Below are 19,922 nucleotides of genomic sequence, written 5' to 3'. Positions count from 1 at the left end.
GGATGTCGGAGGCGGGTGCCAGACTCGGAGTCGAACCCCCACACGCGACTGATAGGATCGAAGCCCGTGATGCAGACTTCGGACGCGGGACAATCAGACGGCACGACTTTCACGACGAAGCACATCTTCGTCACCGGAGGTGTCGTCTCCTCCCTGGGAAAGGGCCTGACGGCGGCAAGCCTCGGCAACCTCCTCACGGCTCGCGGTCTCCGCGTGGTCATGCAGAAGCTCGACCCGTATCTGAACGTCGATCCCGGAACGATGAACCCGTTCCAGCACGGCGAGGTCTTCGTCACCGATGACGGCGCCGAGACCGATCTCGACATCGGCCACTACGAGCGCTTCCTCGACATCGAGCTGAGCCAAGCCGCCAACGTCACCACGGGCCAGATCTACTCGCAGGTCATCGCGCGGGAGCGTCGAGGCGAGTACCTCGGCGACACCGTGCAGGTCATCCCGCACATCACCGACGAGATCAAGCGCCGCATGCGCCTGCAGGCGAGCGAGCAGCCGCAGCCCGACGTCATCATCACCGAGATCGGCGGCACCGTCGGCGACATCGAATCGCAGCCCTTCATCGAGTCGGCGCGCCAGATCCGTCACGAGCTCGGACGCAAGAACGTGTTCTTCGTGCACGTCTCGCTGGTCCCGTTCATGGGCGCCTCGGGAGAGCAGAAGACCAAGCCGACCCAGCACTCCGTCGCGACGCTGCGCTCCATCGGCATCCAGCCCGACGCCCTCGTGCTGCGCAGCGACCGGCCCGTCACCGAGTCGAACAAGCGCAAGATCGCGCTCATGTGCGACGTCGACGAAGACGCCGTGGTCAACGCGATCGACGTTCCGAGCATCTACGACATCCCCTCGATGTTGAACGACCAGGGACTCGACGGCCACATCGTCGACGCCCTCGATCTCGAGAAGGCGAGTGACGTCGACTGGTCGCGCTGGCAGCGCGTCCTGCAGGCGGTGCACAACCCGAAGCACGAGGTCACCATCGGCCTCGTCGGCAAGTACATCGACCTGCCGGATGCCTACCTCTCGGTCACCGAGGCCATCAAGGCCGGCGGCTTCGGGCAGGAGACCCACGTGAAGATCACGTGGATCCCCTCCGACCAGTGCGAGACTCCCGAAGGCGCAGCCAAGGCGCTCGGTGCGGTCGACGGCATCATCGTCCCCGGTGGGTTCGGCATCCGCGGCATCGAGGGCAAGCTCGGAGCCCTGCGCTTCGCGCGTGAGCAGGGCATCCCGACGCTCGGCATCTGCCTCGGCCTGCAGTGCATGGTCATCGAGTACGCGCGCACGGTCGCCGGTCTCGAAGGGGCTTCCTCGAGCGAGTTCGATCCCGACACCGCGCACCCGGTCGTGGCCACGATGGCCGAGCAGATCGACATCCTCAAGAGTGGGGACCTGGGGGGCACCATGCGCCTCGGGCTCTACCCCGCAGCCCTCGCGGACGGATCGCTCGCCGCGGAGGTCTACGGGGCGAGCAGCATCTCGGAGCGCCACCGCCACCGTTACGAGGTCAACAACGCCTACCGCCAGCAGCTGAGCGATGCGGGCCTGGTGTTCTCGGGCCTGAATCCCGACCTCGATCTGGTCGAGTTCGTCGAGCTGCCCCGCGAGGTGCACCCGTACTACATCGCCACGCAGGCGCACCCCGAGCTGCGCTCGCGGCCGACCGAGCCGCACCCGCTGTTCCGCGGTCTCGTCACGGCGGCGCTGGAGCGTCACCGTTCGAGCGAGCTGTTCGACGTCGAGGAGGACTGACGTGGAAGAGCTGCGCGACGAGAAGGTCGTCCTCGAGCTGATCTCGACGGACCTCGTCTACGAGGGCGCCGTCTGGGACGTGAGGTCCGACACCGTGCGCTACGGTGACGGCGAAATGACCCGCCAGTACGTCGAGCACCCGGGTGCTGCGGCGGTCGTCGCCCTCGACGACGAGGAGAACGTCGTCCTCATCCAGCAATACCGGCACCCCATCAAGGAGCGCGACTGGGAGATCCCAGCCGGTCTCCTCGATGTGGCGGGCGAGCCTCCTCTCGAGACGGCGAAGCGCGAGCTCACCGAGGAGGTCGACCTCGAGGCGGATCGCTGGCAGCACCTCGTCTCGATGCACACCACGCCCGGAGGCAACGACGAGGTCGTCCACCTCTTCCTCGCCCGCGGTCTGCGCAGCGTCGAGACCGACTACGAGCGCGAGCACGAGGAGTCCGATATGCGCGTCGAGCGCGTGCCCCTCGCCGACGTGATCGACGGAGTGCTCGCGGGACGCCTGCGCAACGGCATCCTGGCCACCGGCGCTCTCGCCACGGCCGAAGTGCTGCGCCGCGAGGCGTCCGCCCGCTGACGTGGAGCTCGAGCGCGCGGTCGAGACCTATCTCCGGCACGTCGCGCTCGAACGCGGTCTCTCCGACCACACGGTGGCCGCGTACCGCCGCGACCTCGCGGGGTACCTGGAGTGGCTCGGCGGTCGAGGGATCAGTACGGCCGAAGAGGTGACCCCCGCCCTCGTCGCGGACTTCGCGGCAGAACGGGCCTCGGCCGAACCACCGCCGGCGTCGTCGTCACTCGCTCGCCTGCAGTCGTCGGTGCGCGGGCTGCACCGCTTCCTCGTGCGGGAGGGGCGGGTCGACGCGGACCCGAGTGGCCGCCTGCGACCCCCGAAGGCGCCCCGACGGCTCCCCAAGGCGTTGACGATCGCGCAGATCGACGATCTTCTGCGGGGGGCGGGGCCTGCGCCGGAGGCGCCGGACGCGTCCGCGGCGGATCCGTCGGCGGTCCGCGACCGGGCCCTGCTCGAACTGCTCTACGCGACCGGGGCACGCGTCTCGGAGATCGTCCAACTCGACGTCGACGACACCGTGCACGGCGACCTTCTGCGTGTGCGCGGCAAGGGCGACAAGGAGCGTGTGGTGCCGGTGGGCTCGTACGCGCGCGCCGCGGTCGATGCCTATCTCACACGCGTTCGCCCCGCTCTCGCCGCGAAGGGGCGCGCGACGCCCCGGCTGTTCCTCGGCGTACGCGGCGCCCCGCTCTCACGCCAGAGCGCGTGGCTCATCATCCAGGCCGCGGCGGAGCGCGCGGGGCTGACCGCGCACGTCTCGCCGCACACGCTGCGACACTCCTTCGCCACCCACCTGTTGCAGGGCGGCGCCGACGTTCGCGTCGTGCAGGAACTGCTCGGTCACGCCTCGGTGTCGACGACGCAGATCTATACGCATGTGTCGGTCGACGCGCTTCGCGACGTGTATGCGACGGCGCACCCGCGGGCGCGGTGAGCGCGCGGCGTCGGGTCGCCCCGACGGTCTCGTGCCCGCGGGTGGGGCGGAAGGCGGGCACCGGGGCGGACGGCCGCCTGAGACACTAGAGGAATGACCGCCACCCTCGTCGCACAGGGCCTCGCCGGGGGCCACGGACATCGCACGCTGTTCGACGGCGTGGACCTGACCGTCGCCCCCGGAGACGTCGTCGGCGTCGTCGGTGCCAACGGAGCCGGCAAATCGACTCTGCTGCGCCTGCTCGCAGGTGTCGACGAGCCGCAGGCGGGAACGATCAGCCTCGCGCCCGCGGACGCTTTCGTCGGTTGGCTCCCGCAGGAACACGAACGGGTGGCCGGGGAGACGGTCTCGCAGTACATCGCCCGGCGAACGGGGTGCGCCGAGGCGACGCGGGAGATGGATGCCACGGCGGCAGCGCTCGGCGACCCCACAGCCGTGGGAGCCGATGACGCCTACGCGACCGCCCTCGACCGGTGGCTCGCCAGTGGAGCCGCCGATCTGGACGAGCGGATGCCGGTGGTGCTCGCCGACCTGGGGCTCGAGGTCGGTCCGGATGCCGAGATGACGGGCCTGTCCGGTGGGCAGGCTGCTCGGGTCGGGCTCGCCGCACTGCTGCTGTCGCGTTTCGACATCGCCCTCCTCGACGAGCCGACGAACGACCTCGACCTCGACGGGCTCGAGCGTCTCGAGACGTTCGTGCGCGGGCTCCGCGGCGGAGCCGTGCTCGTGAGCCATGACCGCGAGTTCCTCGCGCGGTCGGTGACGCGCGTGCTCGAACTCGACCTCGCGCAGAACTCCCACCGGATCTACGGCGGCGGGTACGACGCGTACCTCGAGGAGCGCGCCACGGTACGACGCCAGGCGCGGGAGAAGTACGAGGAGTACGCCGACACCAAGGCCGATCTGGTCTCGCGCGCCCGCACGCAACGGGAGTGGTCGAGCCAAGGCGTGCGCAACGCGATGAAGAAGTCGCCCGACAACGACAAGATCCGTCGCAAGGCCGCGACGGAATCGAGCGAGAAGCAGGCGCAGAAGGTACGCCAGATGGAGAGCCGGATCGCCCGCCTCGACGAGGTCGAAGAGCCGCGCAAGGAGTGGCAGCTGGCCTTCACGATCGGTTCGGCGCCGCGGTCGAGCTCGGTCGTGTCCACTCTGTCGGGGGCGGTCTTCCGTCAGGGCGACTTCACCCTCGGCCCTGTCTCGCTGCAGGTGAACGCGGGGGAGCGCATCGGCATCACGGGGCCGAACGGTGCCGGGAAATCGACGCTGCTGCGTGGCATCCTGGGCCGCCAGACGCCGGACGAGGGATCGGCGAGCCTGGGCGCCAGCGTCGAGATCGGGGAGATCGATCAGGCTCGCTCGCTGTTCGTCGGGGGACGAGCGCTCGCGGAGACGTTCGAGGACTTCGTGCCCGAGATGAACGCGGGCGACGTACGGACGCTCCTGGCGAAGTTCGGGCTCAAGGCCGATCACGTCACGCGTCCGGTCGGCGAGCTGTCGCCGGGCGAGCGCACGCGCGCGGGTCTCGCTCTGCTGCAGGCGCGCGGGGTGAACGTGCTCGTGCTCGACGAACCGACGAACCACCTCGACCTCCCGGCGATCGAGCAGCTCGAGCAGGCGTTGGAGTCGTACACGGGGACGCTGCTGCTCGTCACGCACGACCGGCGCATGCTCGCCGCGGTGCAGACCGACCGGCGCTGGCACGTCGAGGCCGGGCAGGTCACCGAGCTGTAGAGCGGTCAGGGCCACCCGGCCCCGGCGCGCTGTCCGGCCTCGTCGAGCGTGCGCGGGGCGGCGACCCGGTGCGCTTGTCCGGCGCAGCCGATCGTGCCTCCGGGCAGCGGCCCCGGCCTGCGGCCCGAGGTGCGGGTCGGACGCCGCCGAGCCCGCCGAAGGTGCGCATAAACGCTCTCCACGCACATAAACGCGTGCAGCACGTGTTTATGGGCGCAGATCGCGTTTATGCGTGGGGAGAGGGCCGAGTCAGCGGCCCTGGCGCTTCTTGTAGGGCTTGGGTTCGCCCTTCACGATCGGGGCACGGCCCTTGCCCTTGTTCGCCTTTGCCTTGCCGCCACCGGGCGCCTTCTGTCGGGGCGCGGGCGGCGGGGCGTCGGCGATGCGGCGGTGGGCCTCCTCGAGCAGCAATTCACCGGCCGGCAACAGGCGTGTGGGCGCCGTGCGCTGGACCAGGGGTTGACCGACCTCTTCCTCGAGCTTGTCGAGGGTCGTGTACAGCGAGGCGAGGGGGATGCGCAGCTTGTCGGCCGCGCGGGGGAAGTGCAGCTCCTCGGCGAGGGCGGCGAACCGGACGAGGTGCTCGAGCTTCATGGCATCCATTCTCCCGTGTCGAGCGGTGTCGCGGACACTCGCCCAGGAGGCCGGGAGGGACCCGGAGTCAGGCGGCGGCCGAGGCCAGGAAGCGGTCGGCGGTGCGCAGCGACAGGGCCATGATCGTCAACGCGGGGTTGGCGGCGATGGCGGAGGGGAAGACCGAGTTGTCGCAGATCCAGAGATTCGGGATCTCGTGCGAGCGGCCGTCGGCGTCGACCACTCCGTCGGAGGGGTCGTTCGACATACGGCACGTGCCGATCGTGTGCGCGGTGCGGGCGAGGACCATGGTGTCGCGCGCCCCGGCGGCCTCCATCACCCGCAGCATGAACGCGGTGGCGTGCTGATCGATCGCCTTCTCGTTCTCGCCGGCGGTGAAGGTGACCCGCGCGCGGGGGATGCCGAACTCGTCGGTCTCGTCGACCAGCTCGAGCCGGTTGTCGTCCGACGGCAGACAATCGGCGTTGATGCCGATGCCTGCCATGAACCGCGCCTGGTCCAGCCGCTGCATGAGCTCGGGTCCCCAGAGCCCGCCGCCGCGCACGAGCGTGGTTGCGAAAGTCAGGGGCATGACACCGAGGCTCTGCACGAGGTAGCCGCCGGCGAAGTCGGCGTCGGCGGGGCGCATCATGTCTTCGCTGATGAGCGACGACGGATAGCCGCGGTGCCCGCGCACCGGCTCGTCGAACCGGCCCCACACCTGGGTGGCGCCGTGGGCGAGGAAGTTGCGGCCGACCTGGCCGTTGTCGTTCGCCAGGCCCGTGTGCAGCAGCAGGCGTGGCGTCTCGACGCCCCCACCGGCCAGGACGAGTGCGCGGCAGCGCTGGCGACGATCGACGCCGCCCTTGCGGTACACGACCGCCTCGACACGGCCGCGGGCGTCGAGCTCGATCCCGTGCACCATCGACTCGCTGCGGATCTCGGCGCCGGCCGCGACCGCCGCGGGCAGATATGTGTTCGCGGTGGAGGCCTTGGCATCCACTCGGCATCCCTGGTGGCACTCGCCGCAGTTGACGCAGGCGCTGCGCTCGCCGTGGTGGTCTTGCAGCCGTGCGCGCGTGAGCACCGCCGCGGGGGCGTCTGCCCAACGGATGCCGAGGGCGTCGCAGCCCTTCGCGACGAGGTTCGCCGGGGCGTTGCGCTTCGCCGGGGCGTACGCGTACCGCCGCGAGGGGTCCCAGGGGTAGGGGCTCGGTCCGGACACGCCGATATCGCCCTCGACGCGCTCGACGTAGGAGAGCAGTTCGTCGGGGTCGACCGGCCAGTCCCGTCCCACGCCCGACTCGGTGCGCAGGGCGAGGTCGCGGCGATCGGGACGCGGAGTGAACGCCCCCCAGTGCAGCATCGAGCCGCCGACACCGCGTCCGCTGTTGTTGGGGCCGAAGGCGGTGGGGTCGTCGCCGCCGCTCAGACGCTCCGACATCCAGTTGATCTCGACGGCCTCGGTCTCGTCGGGCGTGAGGTCGTCGAGCGAGAAGTGCCGCCCCGCCTCGAGGGCCACGACGGTGAGCCCCTTTCGCGCAAACTCGGCGGTGAGCGGGGCCCCGCCCGCGCCGGTTCCGACCACCACGACATCGACGATCTCATCGTCGGTGTAGGTACGCATCGCCTCGAGGTTCATGCCGCGTCTCCCGTCGCGATCGTGCCGCCGACGTTCGCCGGCTCCCAGTCTTCGCGGCGCCCGAGGCGCAGCTCCACATATCCGCGGATGGGCGTCCCGCCGGTGGCGAAGCCGTCGTAGCCGACGCGCGCCATGCTCGCCGGGTGGGTGAGCCACTGTCGGACGAGGTCGTTGCGCACGTCTTCGAGCCAGGCCTTGAGCTGGGCGGCGTCGAAGGTGCCCTCGGCATCGGCGTCACCCTCGACGGCCGCGCGGAAGGTCTCGACGCGCTCGGCAGGATCCGTGGGCCACGTGGCGGCCAGGTGATCGAGGCCGGTGCGGTACGCCTCGGCGTCGGCGGGCAGATCGGCGTTGCGCCACCCGTCGCCCTCTCCTCGCGCGAGCTGCGCGTCGACACGACCGGCGATGTCGATCGCCGGGCCGTCCTGCGGAACGACGAGATCGGCGATCTCGCGCAGCAGGGTCAACTGCGCCAGATCGAGCACCCGGGGCGCGTAACCGCGGTCATCGGGCACGGAGCGTCGGGCCAGGATGCCGCGGACCCGGTCGTCGACGCGATCGCTGGCGATGAGGCGTGCCCAGTCGTCCGGGACCACGGGCCCGACCCGCACCTCGTCGGCGACGAAGCGGGAGATCGCCTCGGCCGCCTCGGCGGGGCGCTCGAGCGGGATCATGTGTCCCGTGTCGGGGAGGGCCGTGAACCGCGCACGGGGGTAGACGGAGGCGAGCAGTTCGGGCTGCGCGGAGGCGCCCAGGTCGGCGTCGTCGGTGCCGGCGAGCACGAGCACGGGGAGGTCGAGCGTCTGGACGTCGGCGGTCACGTCGACGCGGCTTCCCGTCTCGAGCCAGGCGCGCCACGCGGTGGGCGAGGTGCGGCGGAGGTCGGCCAGCGCGAGGGACTGCGCCCCGGCATCGAGGGGCTCTGCCGTGTTCTGGTCGATGAACGTTTCGGCATCCTGTTCGGAGAGCGCCCCGCCGTCGACCCACGAGAGCATCCGCTCTCGGCGTTCCTCGTCCATCGGCTCCGGCCGGGGCGGAGACGGCGCCATGAGCACCATGCCGCGGAGTCCGAACAGCGGCGCGTCTCCGCGCAGGACGCGTGCGGCGACGAGCGCGGCGATCTTGCCGCCCATGCTGTGGCCGCCGAGCATCCAGGGGCCGTTCGCGTGGCCGGAGAGGTGGCGGAGGACGTGGTCGACGGTCTCGTCGAGCGTGGCGTCGGGGGCGCTCGCGGCGGAGCCGAAGCCGGGGAGGTCGATGCCGTGCACCCGCACGTCGCCCGCGAGCTCGTCGGCGAGACGGTCGAAGGATCCGGAGCTGGCCCCCAGCGCGTGCAGCAGGTACAGGGTGAGGGGTGCCCCGTCTGTGACGGGAGCGGATTCGGTGGGCATGCACTCACGCTCGCGCACCGGAGGGGCCGGAAAGGGTCGCTTGCGCGACGGCGGGATTTGCGCAAGCACTGCGGCGGGACGATCGGTGGTGCGGGGACCGCGTACCGAACTCCTGAGAAGCGGCGGCCCTCGCCGCGTGGTGCGGGGCCGCCACCCGGTGTGCGAGGTCGGGCCGCGCGGACCTCAGGAGATTCGCACACGACGATCGCCCCGTCCGCACGCGGCGGGCCGGGGCGATCGGGACGCGCGAGTTACGGCGTGACCATGCCACCGTTGACGTTGAGCGTCTCGCCCGAGACGTAGCTCGACTCCGCGGACGCGAGGAAGACGAACGCCGGCGCGATCTCAGCGGGCTGACCGGCGCGCTGGTAGGTGCTCTCGTCGTCGAAGTGCTCCATCTGATCGTCGGAGACACCCTGGCTCACCTGCAGGGCCGACCAGGTGGGCCCGGGGGCGACGACGTTGACCCGGATGCCGCGCGAGGCGAGCTGCTGCGCGAGTCCCTTCGACAGGTTGTTGATCGCGGCCTTCGTCGCGGCGTAGTCGAGGCGGTCGGGCGCGGGCACGTAGGCCTCGAGCGAGGCGGTGTTGATGATCGTGCCGCCCTCGGGGAGGTGGGCGAGCGCCGCCTTGGTGATCCAGAACGGAGCGAAGACGTTGGTGCGGAAGGTCTGCTCGAACTGCTCGTCGGAGAGGTCGTCGACCTTCTCGACCATCACCTGCTTGCCGGCGTTGTTCACGACGATGTCGAGGCCGCCGAGCGCCTCGGCGGTGCGGGCGACGAGCTCGCGGCACGCGGCGGGATCGGTGATGTCGGTCGCGATCGAGACGCCGGTGCGGCCGGCATCCCGGATCTGCTCCAGGATGTGGTCGGCGTCGCGCTGCTCGTCGGGCAGGTGCACGATGGCCACGTCGGCTCCCTCGCGGGCGAACGCGATCGCCACGGCGCCGCCGATGCCGGAGTCGCCGCCGGTGATGAGGGCCTTGCGGCCGACCAGGCGGCCGAGTCCGCGGTAGGTCGTCTCGCCCAGGTCGGGCACCGGAGTCATATCGGCCTGGACGCCGGGCTCGGGCTGGTGCTGCACGGGCGGCTCGACGCGCGAGTAACGGGTGACGGGGTTGTCGAAGGTGAACTGATCGCGATCGGAACTCATGCGACGACGTTATGCAGGACGGGCTCCGCGGTGCGCGGCCTTGACGGGAGAGTGGATGCCGTCCAGGCTCAGCTCACTCCGCCCCGGTCGACGAGACGCGTCGGCACGAGGTGCGTGTGAGAGCCCGTCGCGGGGTCGGCTCCCCGCGCCAGCAGCGTCTCGGCGGCGCGCGTGCCGAGCTCGGTCACGTCGTAGTCGACGACGCGGATGCGACGGGGCAGCAGACGGGAGAGTTCGAAGTCGTCGAAACCGGCGATCGCGACGTCGGCGCCGCGGGGCAGGATCGCCTCGAGGGCTCCGATCGTGACGCGGTTGTTCGCGCAGAAGACCGCCGTGGGAGGGTCGGCGGACTCGAGGAGCCGGTGCACCGCGTCCCGGGCGACGGTGGGGGTGTGAAGGCCGTGGACGACCAGAGCGGGGTCGAGCGTGAGGCCCTGGGCGGCGAAGGCCTCGCGTGCTCCCGCGAGGCGCTCGACCATCGTGTAGATCTCGGGGGAGTCGAGCAGAACGGCGATGCGACGGTGCCCCGTCTCGAGGAGCTCGGCGACGGCCGCTCGGGATCCGCCGCGGTTGTCGAGGAGGATCGCGTCGGCGGGCACGCCGCTGCCGGGACGGTCGAGGAAGACCACGGGCGTTCCCAGCTCGACCTCGCGGGAGAGATACGAGTGGTCGGCGGCGGTCGGGACGACGATGAGGCCGCCGATCTGGCGCTGGCACAGATCGAGGGCGAGGGTGCGTTCGAGATCGGCGTCCTCTTCGCTGGATGCCATGACCAGGTGCATGCGCTCGCGCGTGGCGATCGCGGAGACGGCGGCGGCGATCGCCATGTAGAAGGTGTTCGAGAGGTCGGCCGCGACGAAGCCGATGGTGTCGCGGTTGCCCGACCGCAGGCTGGCCGCGAGGGAATTGCGGTGGTAGCCGAGCCTGCCGACCGACGCGAGGACGCGCTCGATCATGGCGGGGTCGACATTCGGCTCGCCGTTGACCACGCGCGACACGGTCTTCAGGCTCACCCCGGCGTCGGCGGCGACGTCGATCATGGTGGGCCGACCGGTCTTGCGCATGCGTCTCCTCGAGGGATGCCGCGCGGGGTCGGCATCCCTCCGAGCATACGGATATCGCCGGTCGCGCCGGAAAACACGAAGAAGGGGGCGCCCGCGATCGGCGGGACACCCCCTGGGTCGTCGTCAGGTCTCGGGTGTGACCAGTGCGCCCGTCTCGTGCGAGGCGATCGCGGCGGCGAAGAGACGGTGCGTCAGCGCGGCCTCGTCGGGGCGGACGCACCCGAAGCCGTCGCCGAGCTCGCCCAGGTACTCGGCGAGATAGGCCGCCCACATCTGCAGGATGGCATCCGAGAAACCGGACTCGAAGTTGGGACCCGTCACCGTCGGCCAGACCGACTGGCTGCCCGCGTCGACGCTCTGCCAGCTCTGCTCACGCCCGACGCCCGGCACGTCGACGAAGGCGAAGACCTCGACCTGCTTGGGGTTCTTGGTGCTGAAGCGCACGCCGCCCGACATGCCGATGGCCTCGAACTCCCACGTGTTCTTCTGCCCCGGTGCGATGCGTTTGGTCTCGGTCGTCAGAGGGAAGGGGGCGCCGTCGTGGCGCGCCCACGAGTGGATGACGGCGTTGTCCCAGGTGTCGCACGGCTGGGGCGTGCCGTCGGGGCCGGGGCGCTCGGTGACGATGTCCTGCAGGATGCCGACGACCTTCTCGGGCGTCCAGCCCAGGCGCAGCGGCACGTGCCACGTGTGCATACCGAGGTCGTTGAGCACCCCCGCGTCGCCGCAGAACTGCTTCTGCCGCTTCCAGTTGAGGGGCTTGTTCACGTCGATGTCGCTCGAGTGCAGGAAGGTGCACTTCGCCTCGACGATGCGCCCGAGCGCGCCCGAGCGGACGTAGTCGACCGCCCACTGCGCACCAGGGAAGAACGGCATCTCGCTCGAGACGCGCACGAACGACTCCGGAGTCTCGTCGATGGCGGCGACCACCGCGTCGGCGGCGGCGCGGTCGATGCCGAACGGCTTCTCGGCCAGCAGCGCCTTGCCGGCGCGGACGGTGTCGACGTAGAGACGCTCGTGCAGATCGTGCCGCACGGCGATGTAGACGACGTCGACGCGGGGATCGGCGAGCAACTCGTGATGATCGGTCGTGGTCAGCTGCACCGTATCGATGCGCTCGAAGAACTCGAGGGCCGCGGGGTTGATGTCGCACACCGCGACGAGTTCGGGCTCGGCGGGGTGGTCGATCAGCGCGGGCCAGCGGCGCAGGGCCGCGGCGATCTCGCGCCCCATGAGGCCGCCGCCGATGATGCCGACACCGATCTTCGTGCCGGTCACGCGCGGTCTCCTTCGCCGGTGCCGCCGATGAGGGCGAGGGCTTCGTCGACCGAGGCGTCGTCGTGCACCACGGACATGAGGGCCGCGGTGATGCCGGCCGGGTCGCGGTGCTGGATGACGTTGCGACCGTAGACGATGCCGCGAGCGCCCTGCGCGAGCACGGCCTTCGTGCGCTCGAGGAGGGTGCGGTCGTCGACGCGTCCTCCGCCGCGCACCAGCAGGGGAGTGTCGCCGGCGGCCTGGATGACCCGGTGGTACTCGGTGATGTCGTCGGTGGGGTCGGCCTTGATGAGGTCGGCGCCGAGCTCGCGCGCCTGGCGCACGAGAGTGACGACCTTGGCGGTGTCGCCGTCGACCCCGTACCCGCCGGTGCCGGGCTTGGTCTGCATGACCAGCGGCTCGATCATCAGCGGCATCCCGTACTTCTCCGCGTCGCTGCGCAGCGCCAGGATCGAGCGGATGCACTGCTCGCGCACCTGCGGTTCGCCCGGGAGATCGAGGAGGTTCACGCACACGGCGACGGCGTCGAGGCGGACCGCGACCTCGATGGCATCCGGGACGTGGATGCTGTGCAGGGGCGACTCGAGCGGGTCGCCGTAGACGTTGGCGATGTCGGTGCGCAGCACGAGCCCGGGCTTCTGCTTGCCGGGGACGGACTGCAGCAACGGCGCCTGTCCGAGGGTGAGCTGGACGGCGTCGGGACCGGCGTCGACGAGGGTGGCGACCGTGGCCGCCATGTCTTCGATGCCCGTCAGGAACGAGTGCTCGTGGAACGCGCCGTGGTCGACGGCGACGTCGAGAGCGCGGCCGGACCGCGCGTTGAAGAGGCGATTGAGGCGGGGTTTCGACATGGGGTGTGGGTCTCCGAAGCGTCGTGTCGGGGCGCGGCTCTGCGCTCGACGGTCAGTATGCGGGGCGAAAGACAACGTTGTCAATCACTGCTAGCGTGGGCGGCGTCACGGCGAGGAAGGCGGGGCTCATGGGCGAGCTGTACGGACGGTCGATCGACGACGCGAGACGACGGGTGGGTTCGCCTGCCGCGCTCGCGGCGGTGGAGGCCTCGGTGCGATCGGATGGACCGGATGCCGGGACCCGACGCCTGCGGATCGTCGCGGGCGATCTCGACGTCGAGCTGCTGCCCGACCGCGGACTCGACCTCGGCCAGGTGCGACACCGTGGCGTCCCCCTGGCCTGGGTGTCGCCGACCGGCTGGCCGCGCCCGGGTGCGACCGGCTTCGGCGCCGCGTTCGGCGGCGGTCTCGTGACCACCTGCGGCTTGCTCTCCTTCGGCCCGCCCTCGGTCGACGCCGAGGGGGAGCACCCGCAGCACGGGCAGTACAGCGGCCTGTCGGCATCCGTCATCCGTTCGGAGGTGACGGCCGATGCCGTGGTGGTCGAGGCCGTGGTGGTGGAGGCGACCGTGCTCGGCGCGCACCTCGAGCTGCGCCGGAGCGTGCGCGTGCCGCTCGGCGACGGACGGATCGAGCTGCGTGACGAGATCGTGAACCGCGGTTCGCGCGAGGTCGAGCCCATGGTGCTGTATCACGTGAACCTCGGCTGGCCGCTCGTCGACGCGGGCACGATCCTGCGCTCGCCGGCCGATCGCGTGCTCGCGCGCGATGCTGCGGCCGAGGCGGGGCTGTCGTCGTGGGCGGAGTTCCCCGAGCCGTCCCTGCACTATCCCGAGCAGGTTTTCTCGCACGAACTGCCGGCGGATCGCCGCGTGGGCGCCGAGGTGATCTCGCCGTCGGGGCTCGGCATCCGGATCTCGTTCGACACCGCCCGGTTGCCCGGGATGTTCCAGTGGCGGGTCGCCCAGGACGACGGGGTGGTGCTCGGGGTCGAGCCGGCGACGGCGGCGACCATCCTGGGGCGAGGAGAGGCGCGAGCGCGCGGACTGCTTCGTCCGCTGGCGCCGGGCGCCTCGTGGGAGCTCGGTCTCGACATCGATGTCATCGAGATGCGTCCGTGACTTGACAACGTTGTCCGATGGGGCTCATGCTGTCTCCATCGAAGCCCGCCGCAGGGTTTCCTTCCGGATGACAACGATGTCGGAGATGCGATGATGCACGACGAGAGACGGACCGTGAGCGCGGTCACCCAGGCCGCGACGGCCCGGCCGCGCGCTCGGCTCATCGACGTCGCGACGGCGGCGGGCGTCAGCCCCAAGACCGTGTCCCGCGTCATCAACGACGAGGTCGGAGTCCTCCCCGGAACCCGCGACCGCGTGCTGCAGACCGTGCGCGAGCTGGGGTTCGTTCCCGACCGCAGCGCGCGCGAACTCAAGCGTCGCGAGGCCGACACGATCGGCATCCTGATCGATGCGATCAGCGACCCGTTCTTCGCCGCCTTCGTGAGCGTGGTCGAAGAACTGGCGATCGCCGAGGGCCTGAGCGTGATCTTCGCGAGCACGGGCTACGACGCGGGGCGCGAGACGGCGCAGCTCGACCGCCTGACCGGCCATCGCCTCGCGGGTCTGATCGTGGCGCCGGTCGCTGTCCCTGCCGCGGTCCTCGCGGGGCTGCGCAACCGCTGCCCCGTGGTGACGGTCGACCGCGTGCGCTCCGGGATCGACGCGATCGTCATCGACGACTTCGGGGCCGCCGCCGAAGCCACCGCGGCCCTGCTCTCGCACGGACACCGCCGCGTCGCCTTCATGGGCGAAGACGTGCCCTACCCCACCGTCAGCGACCGTCTGGCCGGCTACCGCTCGGCTCTTGAGGCGGCGGGAGTGGCGTTCGACCCCGCGCTCGTGGTGACGCACGAGCGTTTCCGCGCGGGAGAAGCGGCCGAGGCCTCGCTCCTGCTGGAGCGCCCCGACGCCCCCACCGCCCTGCTGTGCGCGACGAGCCTCGCCGCGATCGCGACGGTACGGGCGATCCGCGCACGCGGGCTCCGCATGCCCGCGCTCATCTCGTTCGGTGACTTCACGCTCGCCGAGGTGCTCGAACCCGGCATCACCTACGTCGACCACGACCCCCGTCTGCTCGGCGCAGCAGCCTTCCGCCGCCTGCGCCAGCTGGCCGAGCGTCCCGACGACGCCCCGACCCGCACGGTCGTGCCCACGCGCCTCGTGCCTCGCGGATCGGGCGAGGTGCCCGTCGCGGAATCGGAGAAGCGCAGCGGAATCGGATCCGCGTCGGCATCCGATCCGATTCCGCTGCGTGCGTCCGATTCCGCCGGGGTACTCCCGTCTCCCGCGGCGGCCGCCCTCGTTCAGCCCGCGCCGGCCGGCGACGTCGTCGTCGCGGCCGCAGCCCCGATCGGAGCCCCCTCATGAAGCCCGTCCTGCTGCCCCCCAATCCCGTGCAGCACTTCTACCTTGGCGGCGACCGCATCGCGGCGCTGCGGGGCATCGTGCCCGAGACCGACCGGCAACCCGAGGAGTGGCTCGGCTCGACGGTGTCGCGCTTCGGGTCCGACACCATCGGCCTCGCCGTCACCGACCGGGGCGACGTCCTGCGCGACCTCGTCACGGCCGACCGCGGGGCCTGGGTGGGAGCGCGCGGGGGACGGGATGCCGCCGATCTCGGCATCCTGGTCAAGCTCCTCGATGCGCGTCAGCGTCTCCCCGTCCACGTGCACCCGGGCCGGGAGTTCGCCGCCGCGCACCTCGACTGCCCGTACGGCAAGACCGAGGCCTGGTACGTGCTCGAGACCGAGGACGACTGCGCCGTGCACGTCGGCTGGAACCAGTCCGTCGACCGCGACGAGCTCGACCGTCGGCGCGACGCGCAGGACAGCGAGTGGATGCTCTCGCGCATGAACCGCGTCGTCGTACGCCCCGGCATGGGCGTGCTCGTGCCCGCCGGAACCGTGCACGCGATCGACGGTGGCATCTTCGTCGCCGAAGTGCAGGAGCCCACCGACTTCTCGATCCTGCTCGAGTGGTCGGTCACGACCTCGACGCGCGAGGAGTCGCACCTCGACCTCGGCTTCGACGCCGTCATGCCCGCGGTCTCGACCGAGAAGCTGGATGCCGAGGCCCTCGGCGCCCTGATCAGCACGGCGGGGACGACCCCGGCGGGGGCGGACTTCCGCTCGCTGCTGCCCGCGATCGCCGACCCGTACTTCCGGTTGTTCGACGCGGCGGGAGAGACCGCGGCCCGCGAGGCCGGTTTCGCGGTGGTGCTGGTGCGCGAGGGCTCCGGTGCGCTGGTATCGGACGCCGGCTCGGTCGACCTCGAGCGCGGTCAGGTCTACGCCGTTCCCCATGCCTTCGGCGACTGGCGTCTGCTCGGCGAGGCCGAGGTGCTCGTCGCCGCTCCCGGTGCCGGGTGGCCCGGCACCCTCCGTGGAGGTGGCGTTCGATGAGCGACTACGTCGTCGGCGTCGACATGGGCTCGACCAGCACGAAGCTGCTCGTCGCGACCCCCGAGGGGCGACAGGTGCTCGTCGTGAGCCGCCCCTCGCCCTGGACCAACCTCGACCACGGCCGGGCCGAGATGACCGCCGAGCGGGCGATCGCGGTCGTGCGCGAGCTCGCCGCCGAAGCCGACGCCCGGCTCGACGAGGGGTACCGCGTCCTCGCGCTCGCCGTCTCGGGCATGGCGGAGGCGGGGGTGCTGCTCGACGCCGCCGGCACCCCGCTCGCGCCGATCATGGCCTGGTTCGACCCCCGGGGTGCCGCGCAGATCATGGCGACCCCGGAGGAGTTCCGCGCCGAGTTCCCCGGCCGTACCGGGTTGCCGGTGGGGCCGCTGGCATCCATCGCCAAGCTCCTGCACCTGCGCGACAGCGGCATCGCGCTCGCCGGAACGACGTTCCTCAACGTCCCCGAATACGTCGTGCACGCTCTCGGCGGTCCGCGGGTGGCGGAGTACTCGCTCGTGTCGCGTACCGGGCTCATCGACCAGGACGACAGCACGCCGTGGCAGGCCGCTCTCGACGTGCTCGGGGTCGACGCGTCGATCCTCGGGGCGCGCGTGAGCGCGGGCGAGCCGGTGGGCGTGGTGACGGACGAGGCCGTGCCCGCGGGGTTCCGGGGCGCGGCCCTCACGATCGCCGGTCACGACCACCTCGTGTCCGCCGTCGCCGTCGGGGCGACGCACACCGGCCAGCTCTACGACTCGATGGGCACGGCCGAGGCTCTCGTCCGCGTGCTCGACGACACCCTCCCCTTCGCGGCGCGCGAGCGCCTCGCCCACGCCGGAATCAACTGCGTGCGCCACGTCATCCCCGGCAAGTACGTGCTGCTCGCCGGCACCAAGTCGGGCCTGCTCATGCGCCGCGTGCTGCAGCTGCTCGGGATCACGGATGCCACGGGCCGGGCGGTCATCGACGCCGCCGCCCTCGCGCTCCCGGTCGACGGGACGCTCGCCGACGGCGGTCTCTCGGTCTCTGGTGCGCGCAACGACGACGGGGTGCTGAAGATCGTCGCGCAGAGCGACGGGCTCAGCCCCGCCGAGCTGTTCGCGGCATCGCTGCGCCACGGCAACGACATGCTCGCCGAATGCATGGCGGTGATGGACCGCGAGGTCGCCCCGCCGCGCTCGACGGTGCTGACCGGGGGCTGGTCGACCATGGCATCCGTCGTCCGCTCGCGCTCGACGCTGCTGCCCGAGGTCACCGTCTCGACCCACGACGAGGGCACCGCATACGGGGCGGCACTGTTCGCGGCGTTCGCCGTCTCTTCTGCGTCCTTCGAGGCCGTCGCGGAGACGTTCCTCGCATCCTCTCTTCTCACCAACGAAAGGAGCTGACGATGTCGTCAGTCACAACGGCCGTCCCGGTGCTGCAAGCACGCGGTCTCTCGCGTCAGTTCGGTCACGTCCGGGCCCTGAACAACGTGGACTTCGAGGTCTACCCCGGTGAGGTCACCGCTCTCATCGGCGACAACGGCGCCGGCAAATCGACCCTGGTGAAGGCGCTCTCGGGCAACCTCGCGGTCGACGAGGGCGAGATCCTCTTCGACGGCAAGCCCATCGAGATGTCGAACCCGCAGGTGGCGTCGTCGCTCGGGATCGAGACGGTGTACCAGGACCTCGCCCTGGCGCCGCACCTCGACCCGGTGCAGAACATGTACCTGGGCCGCGAGATCCGCCGCCCCGGGATCGCCGGTGCGCTCGGCTTCATGAAGACCAAGGACATGGCGGTCGCCTCGCGGGCCGCTTTCGACGAACTCGGCGCGACCGTGCGATCGCTGTCGTCACCGGTGGGCGAGATGTCGGGTGGCCAGCGCCAGGCCATCGCGATCGCCCGCGCCGTGCACTGGGCCGGACGCCTCGTCTTCCTCGACGAGCCCACCGCCGCCCTCGGCGTGCGTCAGACGAAGAACGTCCTCGAGACCATCCGACGCGTCCGCGACAAGGGCATCGCCGTCGTGCTGATCTCGCACTCCATGCCCCACGTCATGGAGGTCTGCGACCGCATCCAGGTGCTGCGCCTGGGAACCCGTGTGGCCAACGTCGACGCCAAGAACACCTCCATGGAAGAACTCGTCGGGCTCATGACCGGCGCCGTCACGAAGGACGACTCGAAGTGAGCACCAAGACGCCTCCCACCGAGACGGTGGCCATCGGAACGTTCGAGGAGAACAAGCCCCACTTCTTCCTGGGACTGCTCAAAGCGCAGGCCTTCCAGATCCTGCTCATCCTCATCGTCATCGTGCTGATCTTCAGCGCTCTGGCGCCGGACTCGTTCGCGCAGTGGTCGAACTTCCGCCTCATCATCCAGAACGCCTCGATCCTCGCCGTCCTCGGCGTCGGGATGACGTACATCATCATCACCTCGGGCATCGACCTCTCGATCGGCTCGGTGCTCGTGTTCTCCGGTGTCGTCTCGGCCCTGACCATGCGCGCGCTCGGCGGTGAGGGCTGGGGCGTGGCGACCATCGGCATCCTCGTCTCGATCCTGAGCGGGGTGTGCTGGGGACTGCTGAACGGGTTCCTCATCGCGAAGGCGAAGATCCCGCCGCTCATCGTGACCCTGGGTTCGCTCGGCATGGCTCTCGGTCTCGCGCAGATCCTCACCGGCGGCGTCGACATCCGCGACGTGCCCACGGTCCTCACCGTCTCGATCGGCTACGGCAACGTGTTCGGGTCGCTCCCGATCATCAGCGTCATCGCGCTCGTGGTCGTCGTGATCGGTGCCATCGTCCTGCACTTCACGAAATTCGGCCTCTACACCTACGCCGTCGGCTCGAGCGAGCTCGCCGCTCGACGCGTGGGCGTCAAGGTCGACCGCCACCTCATCTCGGTCTACACGCTGTCGGGCGCGCTCGCGGGGCTCGCCGGCATCCTGGCCCTGTCGCAGTTCTCGACGACCGCCATCGCCGGTCAGTCGCAGACCAACCTGAACGTCATCGCGGCCGTCGTGATCGGTGGCACGTCGCTCTTCGGCGGTGTGGGCACGATCTTCGGCACCGTGGTCGGCCTGTTCATCCCCGCGGTCCTGCAGAACGGCTTCGTCATCACCGGCGTGCAGCCCTTCTGGCAGCAGGTCGCCGTCGGCGCGGTGCTCATCACCGCCGTCTACGTCGACCAGGTGCGTCGCACCGCCGCGACCCGCGGCACCACCCAGAGCCTCTGGCGCAAGTTCGTCAGCGGAGGACGCCGCGGCTGAGGCCCGGCATCCGACACCCCACCAAGAGAGAACGGTCATCACAATGCAGTGGAACAACAAGGTTCTCGCGTTCGCCACCCTCGGCGCCGCAGCCACCCTCGTCCTCGCCGGGTGTTCGGGCGGCTCCTCGTCGGGCTCCGCCTCGGGCGGCGACGGCGGGTACAAGATCGCGTTCGTGCAGGGCGTCGCCGGGGATGAGTTCTACATCTCCATGCAGTGCGGCATCCAGTCCGAAGCCGCCAAAG

Annotated in this window: 17 protein-coding genes and 1 pseudogene; 11 read left to right on the top strand and 7 right to left on the bottom strand. The window is 70.7% G+C overall.

What is annotated here, in order from left to right:
• Positions 1 to 69 precede the first annotated feature (69 nt).
• From DEU35_RS16640 to DEU35_RS16625, 4 genes are all read left to right on the top strand, one after another.
• Positions 70 to 1,767: a CTP synthase gene (locus DEU35_RS16640; protein ID WP_116240174.1), complete on the top strand. Its 1,698-nt coding sequence runs from the start codon at positions 70 to 72 to the stop codon at positions 1,765 to 1,767.
• Position 1,768: 1 nt separating this feature from the next.
• A complete protein-coding gene (locus tag DEU35_RS16635) occupies positions 1,769 to 2,347 on the top strand; it encodes an NUDIX hydrolase (RefSeq protein ID WP_103211004.1) in 579 nt (192 codons plus the stop codon).
• Position 2,348: 1 nt separating this feature from the next.
• A complete protein-coding gene (gene xerD, locus DEU35_RS16630) occupies positions 2,349 to 3,278 on the top strand; it encodes a site-specific tyrosine recombinase XerD (protein ID WP_103211003.1) in 930 nt (309 codons plus the stop codon).
• A gap of 93 nt (positions 3,279 to 3,371) precedes the next feature.
• On the top strand, positions 3,372 to 5,012 hold the full coding sequence (locus DEU35_RS16625; RefSeq protein WP_116240173.1) for an ABC-F family ATP-binding cassette domain-containing protein: 1,641 nt from the start codon (positions 3,372 to 3,374) through the stop codon (positions 5,010 to 5,012).
• 249 nt (positions 5,013 to 5,261) lie between these two features.
• On the opposite strand, the gene DEU35_RS16620 is transcribed toward DEU35_RS16625, so the two are convergent.
• From DEU35_RS16620 to DEU35_RS16590, 7 genes are all read right to left on the bottom strand, one after another.
• Positions 5,262 to 5,606, bottom strand: coding sequence for a LysR family transcriptional regulator (locus tag DEU35_RS16620; RefSeq protein ID WP_115920039.1), 345 nt, complete (start codon positions 5,604 to 5,606; stop codon positions 5,262 to 5,264).
• Positions 5,607 to 5,673: 67 nt separating this feature from the next.
• The gene (locus DEU35_RS16615; protein WP_258873588.1) at positions 5,674 to 7,212 is read right to left on the bottom strand and encodes a GMC family oxidoreductase; all 1,539 of its coding nucleotides are present in this window, start codon (positions 7,210 to 7,212) and stop codon (positions 5,674 to 5,676) included.
• A gap of 11 nt (positions 7,213 to 7,223) precedes the next feature.
• Positions 7,224 to 8,618 carry an alpha/beta fold hydrolase gene (locus DEU35_RS16610; protein ID WP_116240171.1) on the bottom strand — a complete coding sequence of 465 codons (1,395 nt, stop codon included), beginning with the start codon at positions 8,616 to 8,618 and terminating at the stop codon, positions 7,224 to 7,226.
• Between the two features lie 251 nt (positions 8,619 to 8,869).
• Complete coding sequence (locus tag DEU35_RS16605) at positions 8,870 to 9,772, bottom strand: SDR family oxidoreductase (RefSeq protein WP_116240170.1); 903 nt, start codon at positions 9,770 to 9,772, stop codon at positions 8,870 to 8,872.
• Between the two features lie 68 nt (positions 9,773 to 9,840).
• A complete protein-coding gene (locus DEU35_RS16600; protein WP_220340867.1) occupies positions 9,841 to 10,836 on the bottom strand; it encodes a LacI family DNA-binding transcriptional regulator in 996 nt (331 codons plus the stop codon).
• 123 nt (positions 10,837 to 10,959) lie between these two features.
• Positions 10,960 to 12,114: a Gfo/Idh/MocA family protein gene (locus DEU35_RS16595; RefSeq protein ID WP_103210997.1), complete on the bottom strand. Its 1,155-nt coding sequence runs from the start codon at positions 12,112 to 12,114 to the stop codon at positions 10,960 to 10,962.
• Entirely contained in the window at positions 12,111 to 12,965 is an 855-nt protein-coding gene (locus tag DEU35_RS16590; protein ID WP_103210996.1) for a class I fructose-bisphosphate aldolase, read from the bottom strand. The genes DEU35_RS16595 and DEU35_RS16590 overlap by 4 nt, the downstream gene beginning before the upstream one ends.
• Positions 12,966 to 13,093: 128 nt before the next feature.
• On the opposite strand from DEU35_RS16590, the gene DEU35_RS16585 reads away from it, so the two are divergent.
• The 7 genes and pseudogenes from DEU35_RS16585 to DEU35_RS16555 form a co-directional block, all read left to right on the top strand.
• Positions 13,094 to 14,086: an aldose 1-epimerase family protein gene (locus tag DEU35_RS16585; protein ID WP_116240169.1), complete on the top strand. Its 993-nt coding sequence runs from the start codon at positions 13,094 to 13,096 to the stop codon at positions 14,084 to 14,086.
• Between the two features lie 114 nt (positions 14,087 to 14,200).
• A complete protein-coding gene (locus DEU35_RS16580) occupies positions 14,201 to 15,394 on the top strand; it encodes a LacI family DNA-binding transcriptional regulator (protein WP_181904682.1) in 1,194 nt (397 codons plus the stop codon).
• Positions 15,391 to 16,428, top strand: a complete 1,038-nt coding sequence (locus tag DEU35_RS16575) for a phosphoheptose isomerase (RefSeq protein ID WP_116240167.1) — start codon at positions 15,391 to 15,393, stop codon at positions 16,426 to 16,428. Before DEU35_RS16580 ends, DEU35_RS16575 begins: the two co-directional genes overlap by 4 nt.
• Positions 16,425 to 17,816, top strand: coding sequence for an L-fuculokinase (locus tag DEU35_RS16570; protein WP_103210992.1), 1,392 nt, complete (start codon positions 16,425 to 16,427; stop codon positions 17,814 to 17,816). Before DEU35_RS16575 ends, DEU35_RS16570 begins: the two co-directional genes overlap by 4 nt.
• Positions 17,817 to 17,818: 2 nt before the next feature.
• Positions 17,819 to 18,598, top strand: a complete 780-nt coding sequence (locus DEU35_RS16565; RefSeq protein WP_103210991.1) for an ATP-binding cassette domain-containing protein — start codon at positions 17,819 to 17,821, stop codon at positions 18,596 to 18,598.
• Positions 18,595 to 19,677, top strand: coding sequence for an ABC transporter permease (locus DEU35_RS16560; protein ID WP_116240166.1), 1,083 nt, complete (start codon positions 18,595 to 18,597; stop codon positions 19,675 to 19,677). The genes DEU35_RS16565 and DEU35_RS16560 overlap by 4 nt, the downstream gene beginning before the upstream one ends.
• Before the next feature lie 43 nt (positions 19,678 to 19,720).
• Positions 19,721 to 19,922: pseudogene (locus DEU35_RS16555) on the top strand (hypothetical protein); the annotation flags it as partial.

Source organism: Microbacterium sp. AG157 (genome assembly GCF_003385695.1).
Lineage (GTDB): Bacteria > Actinomycetota > Actinomycetes > Actinomycetales > Microbacteriaceae > Microbacterium > Microbacterium testaceum.
The sequence above is the reverse complement of the archived record's forward strand: the minus strand, read 5'-3'. Positions and strand labels throughout refer to the sequence as shown.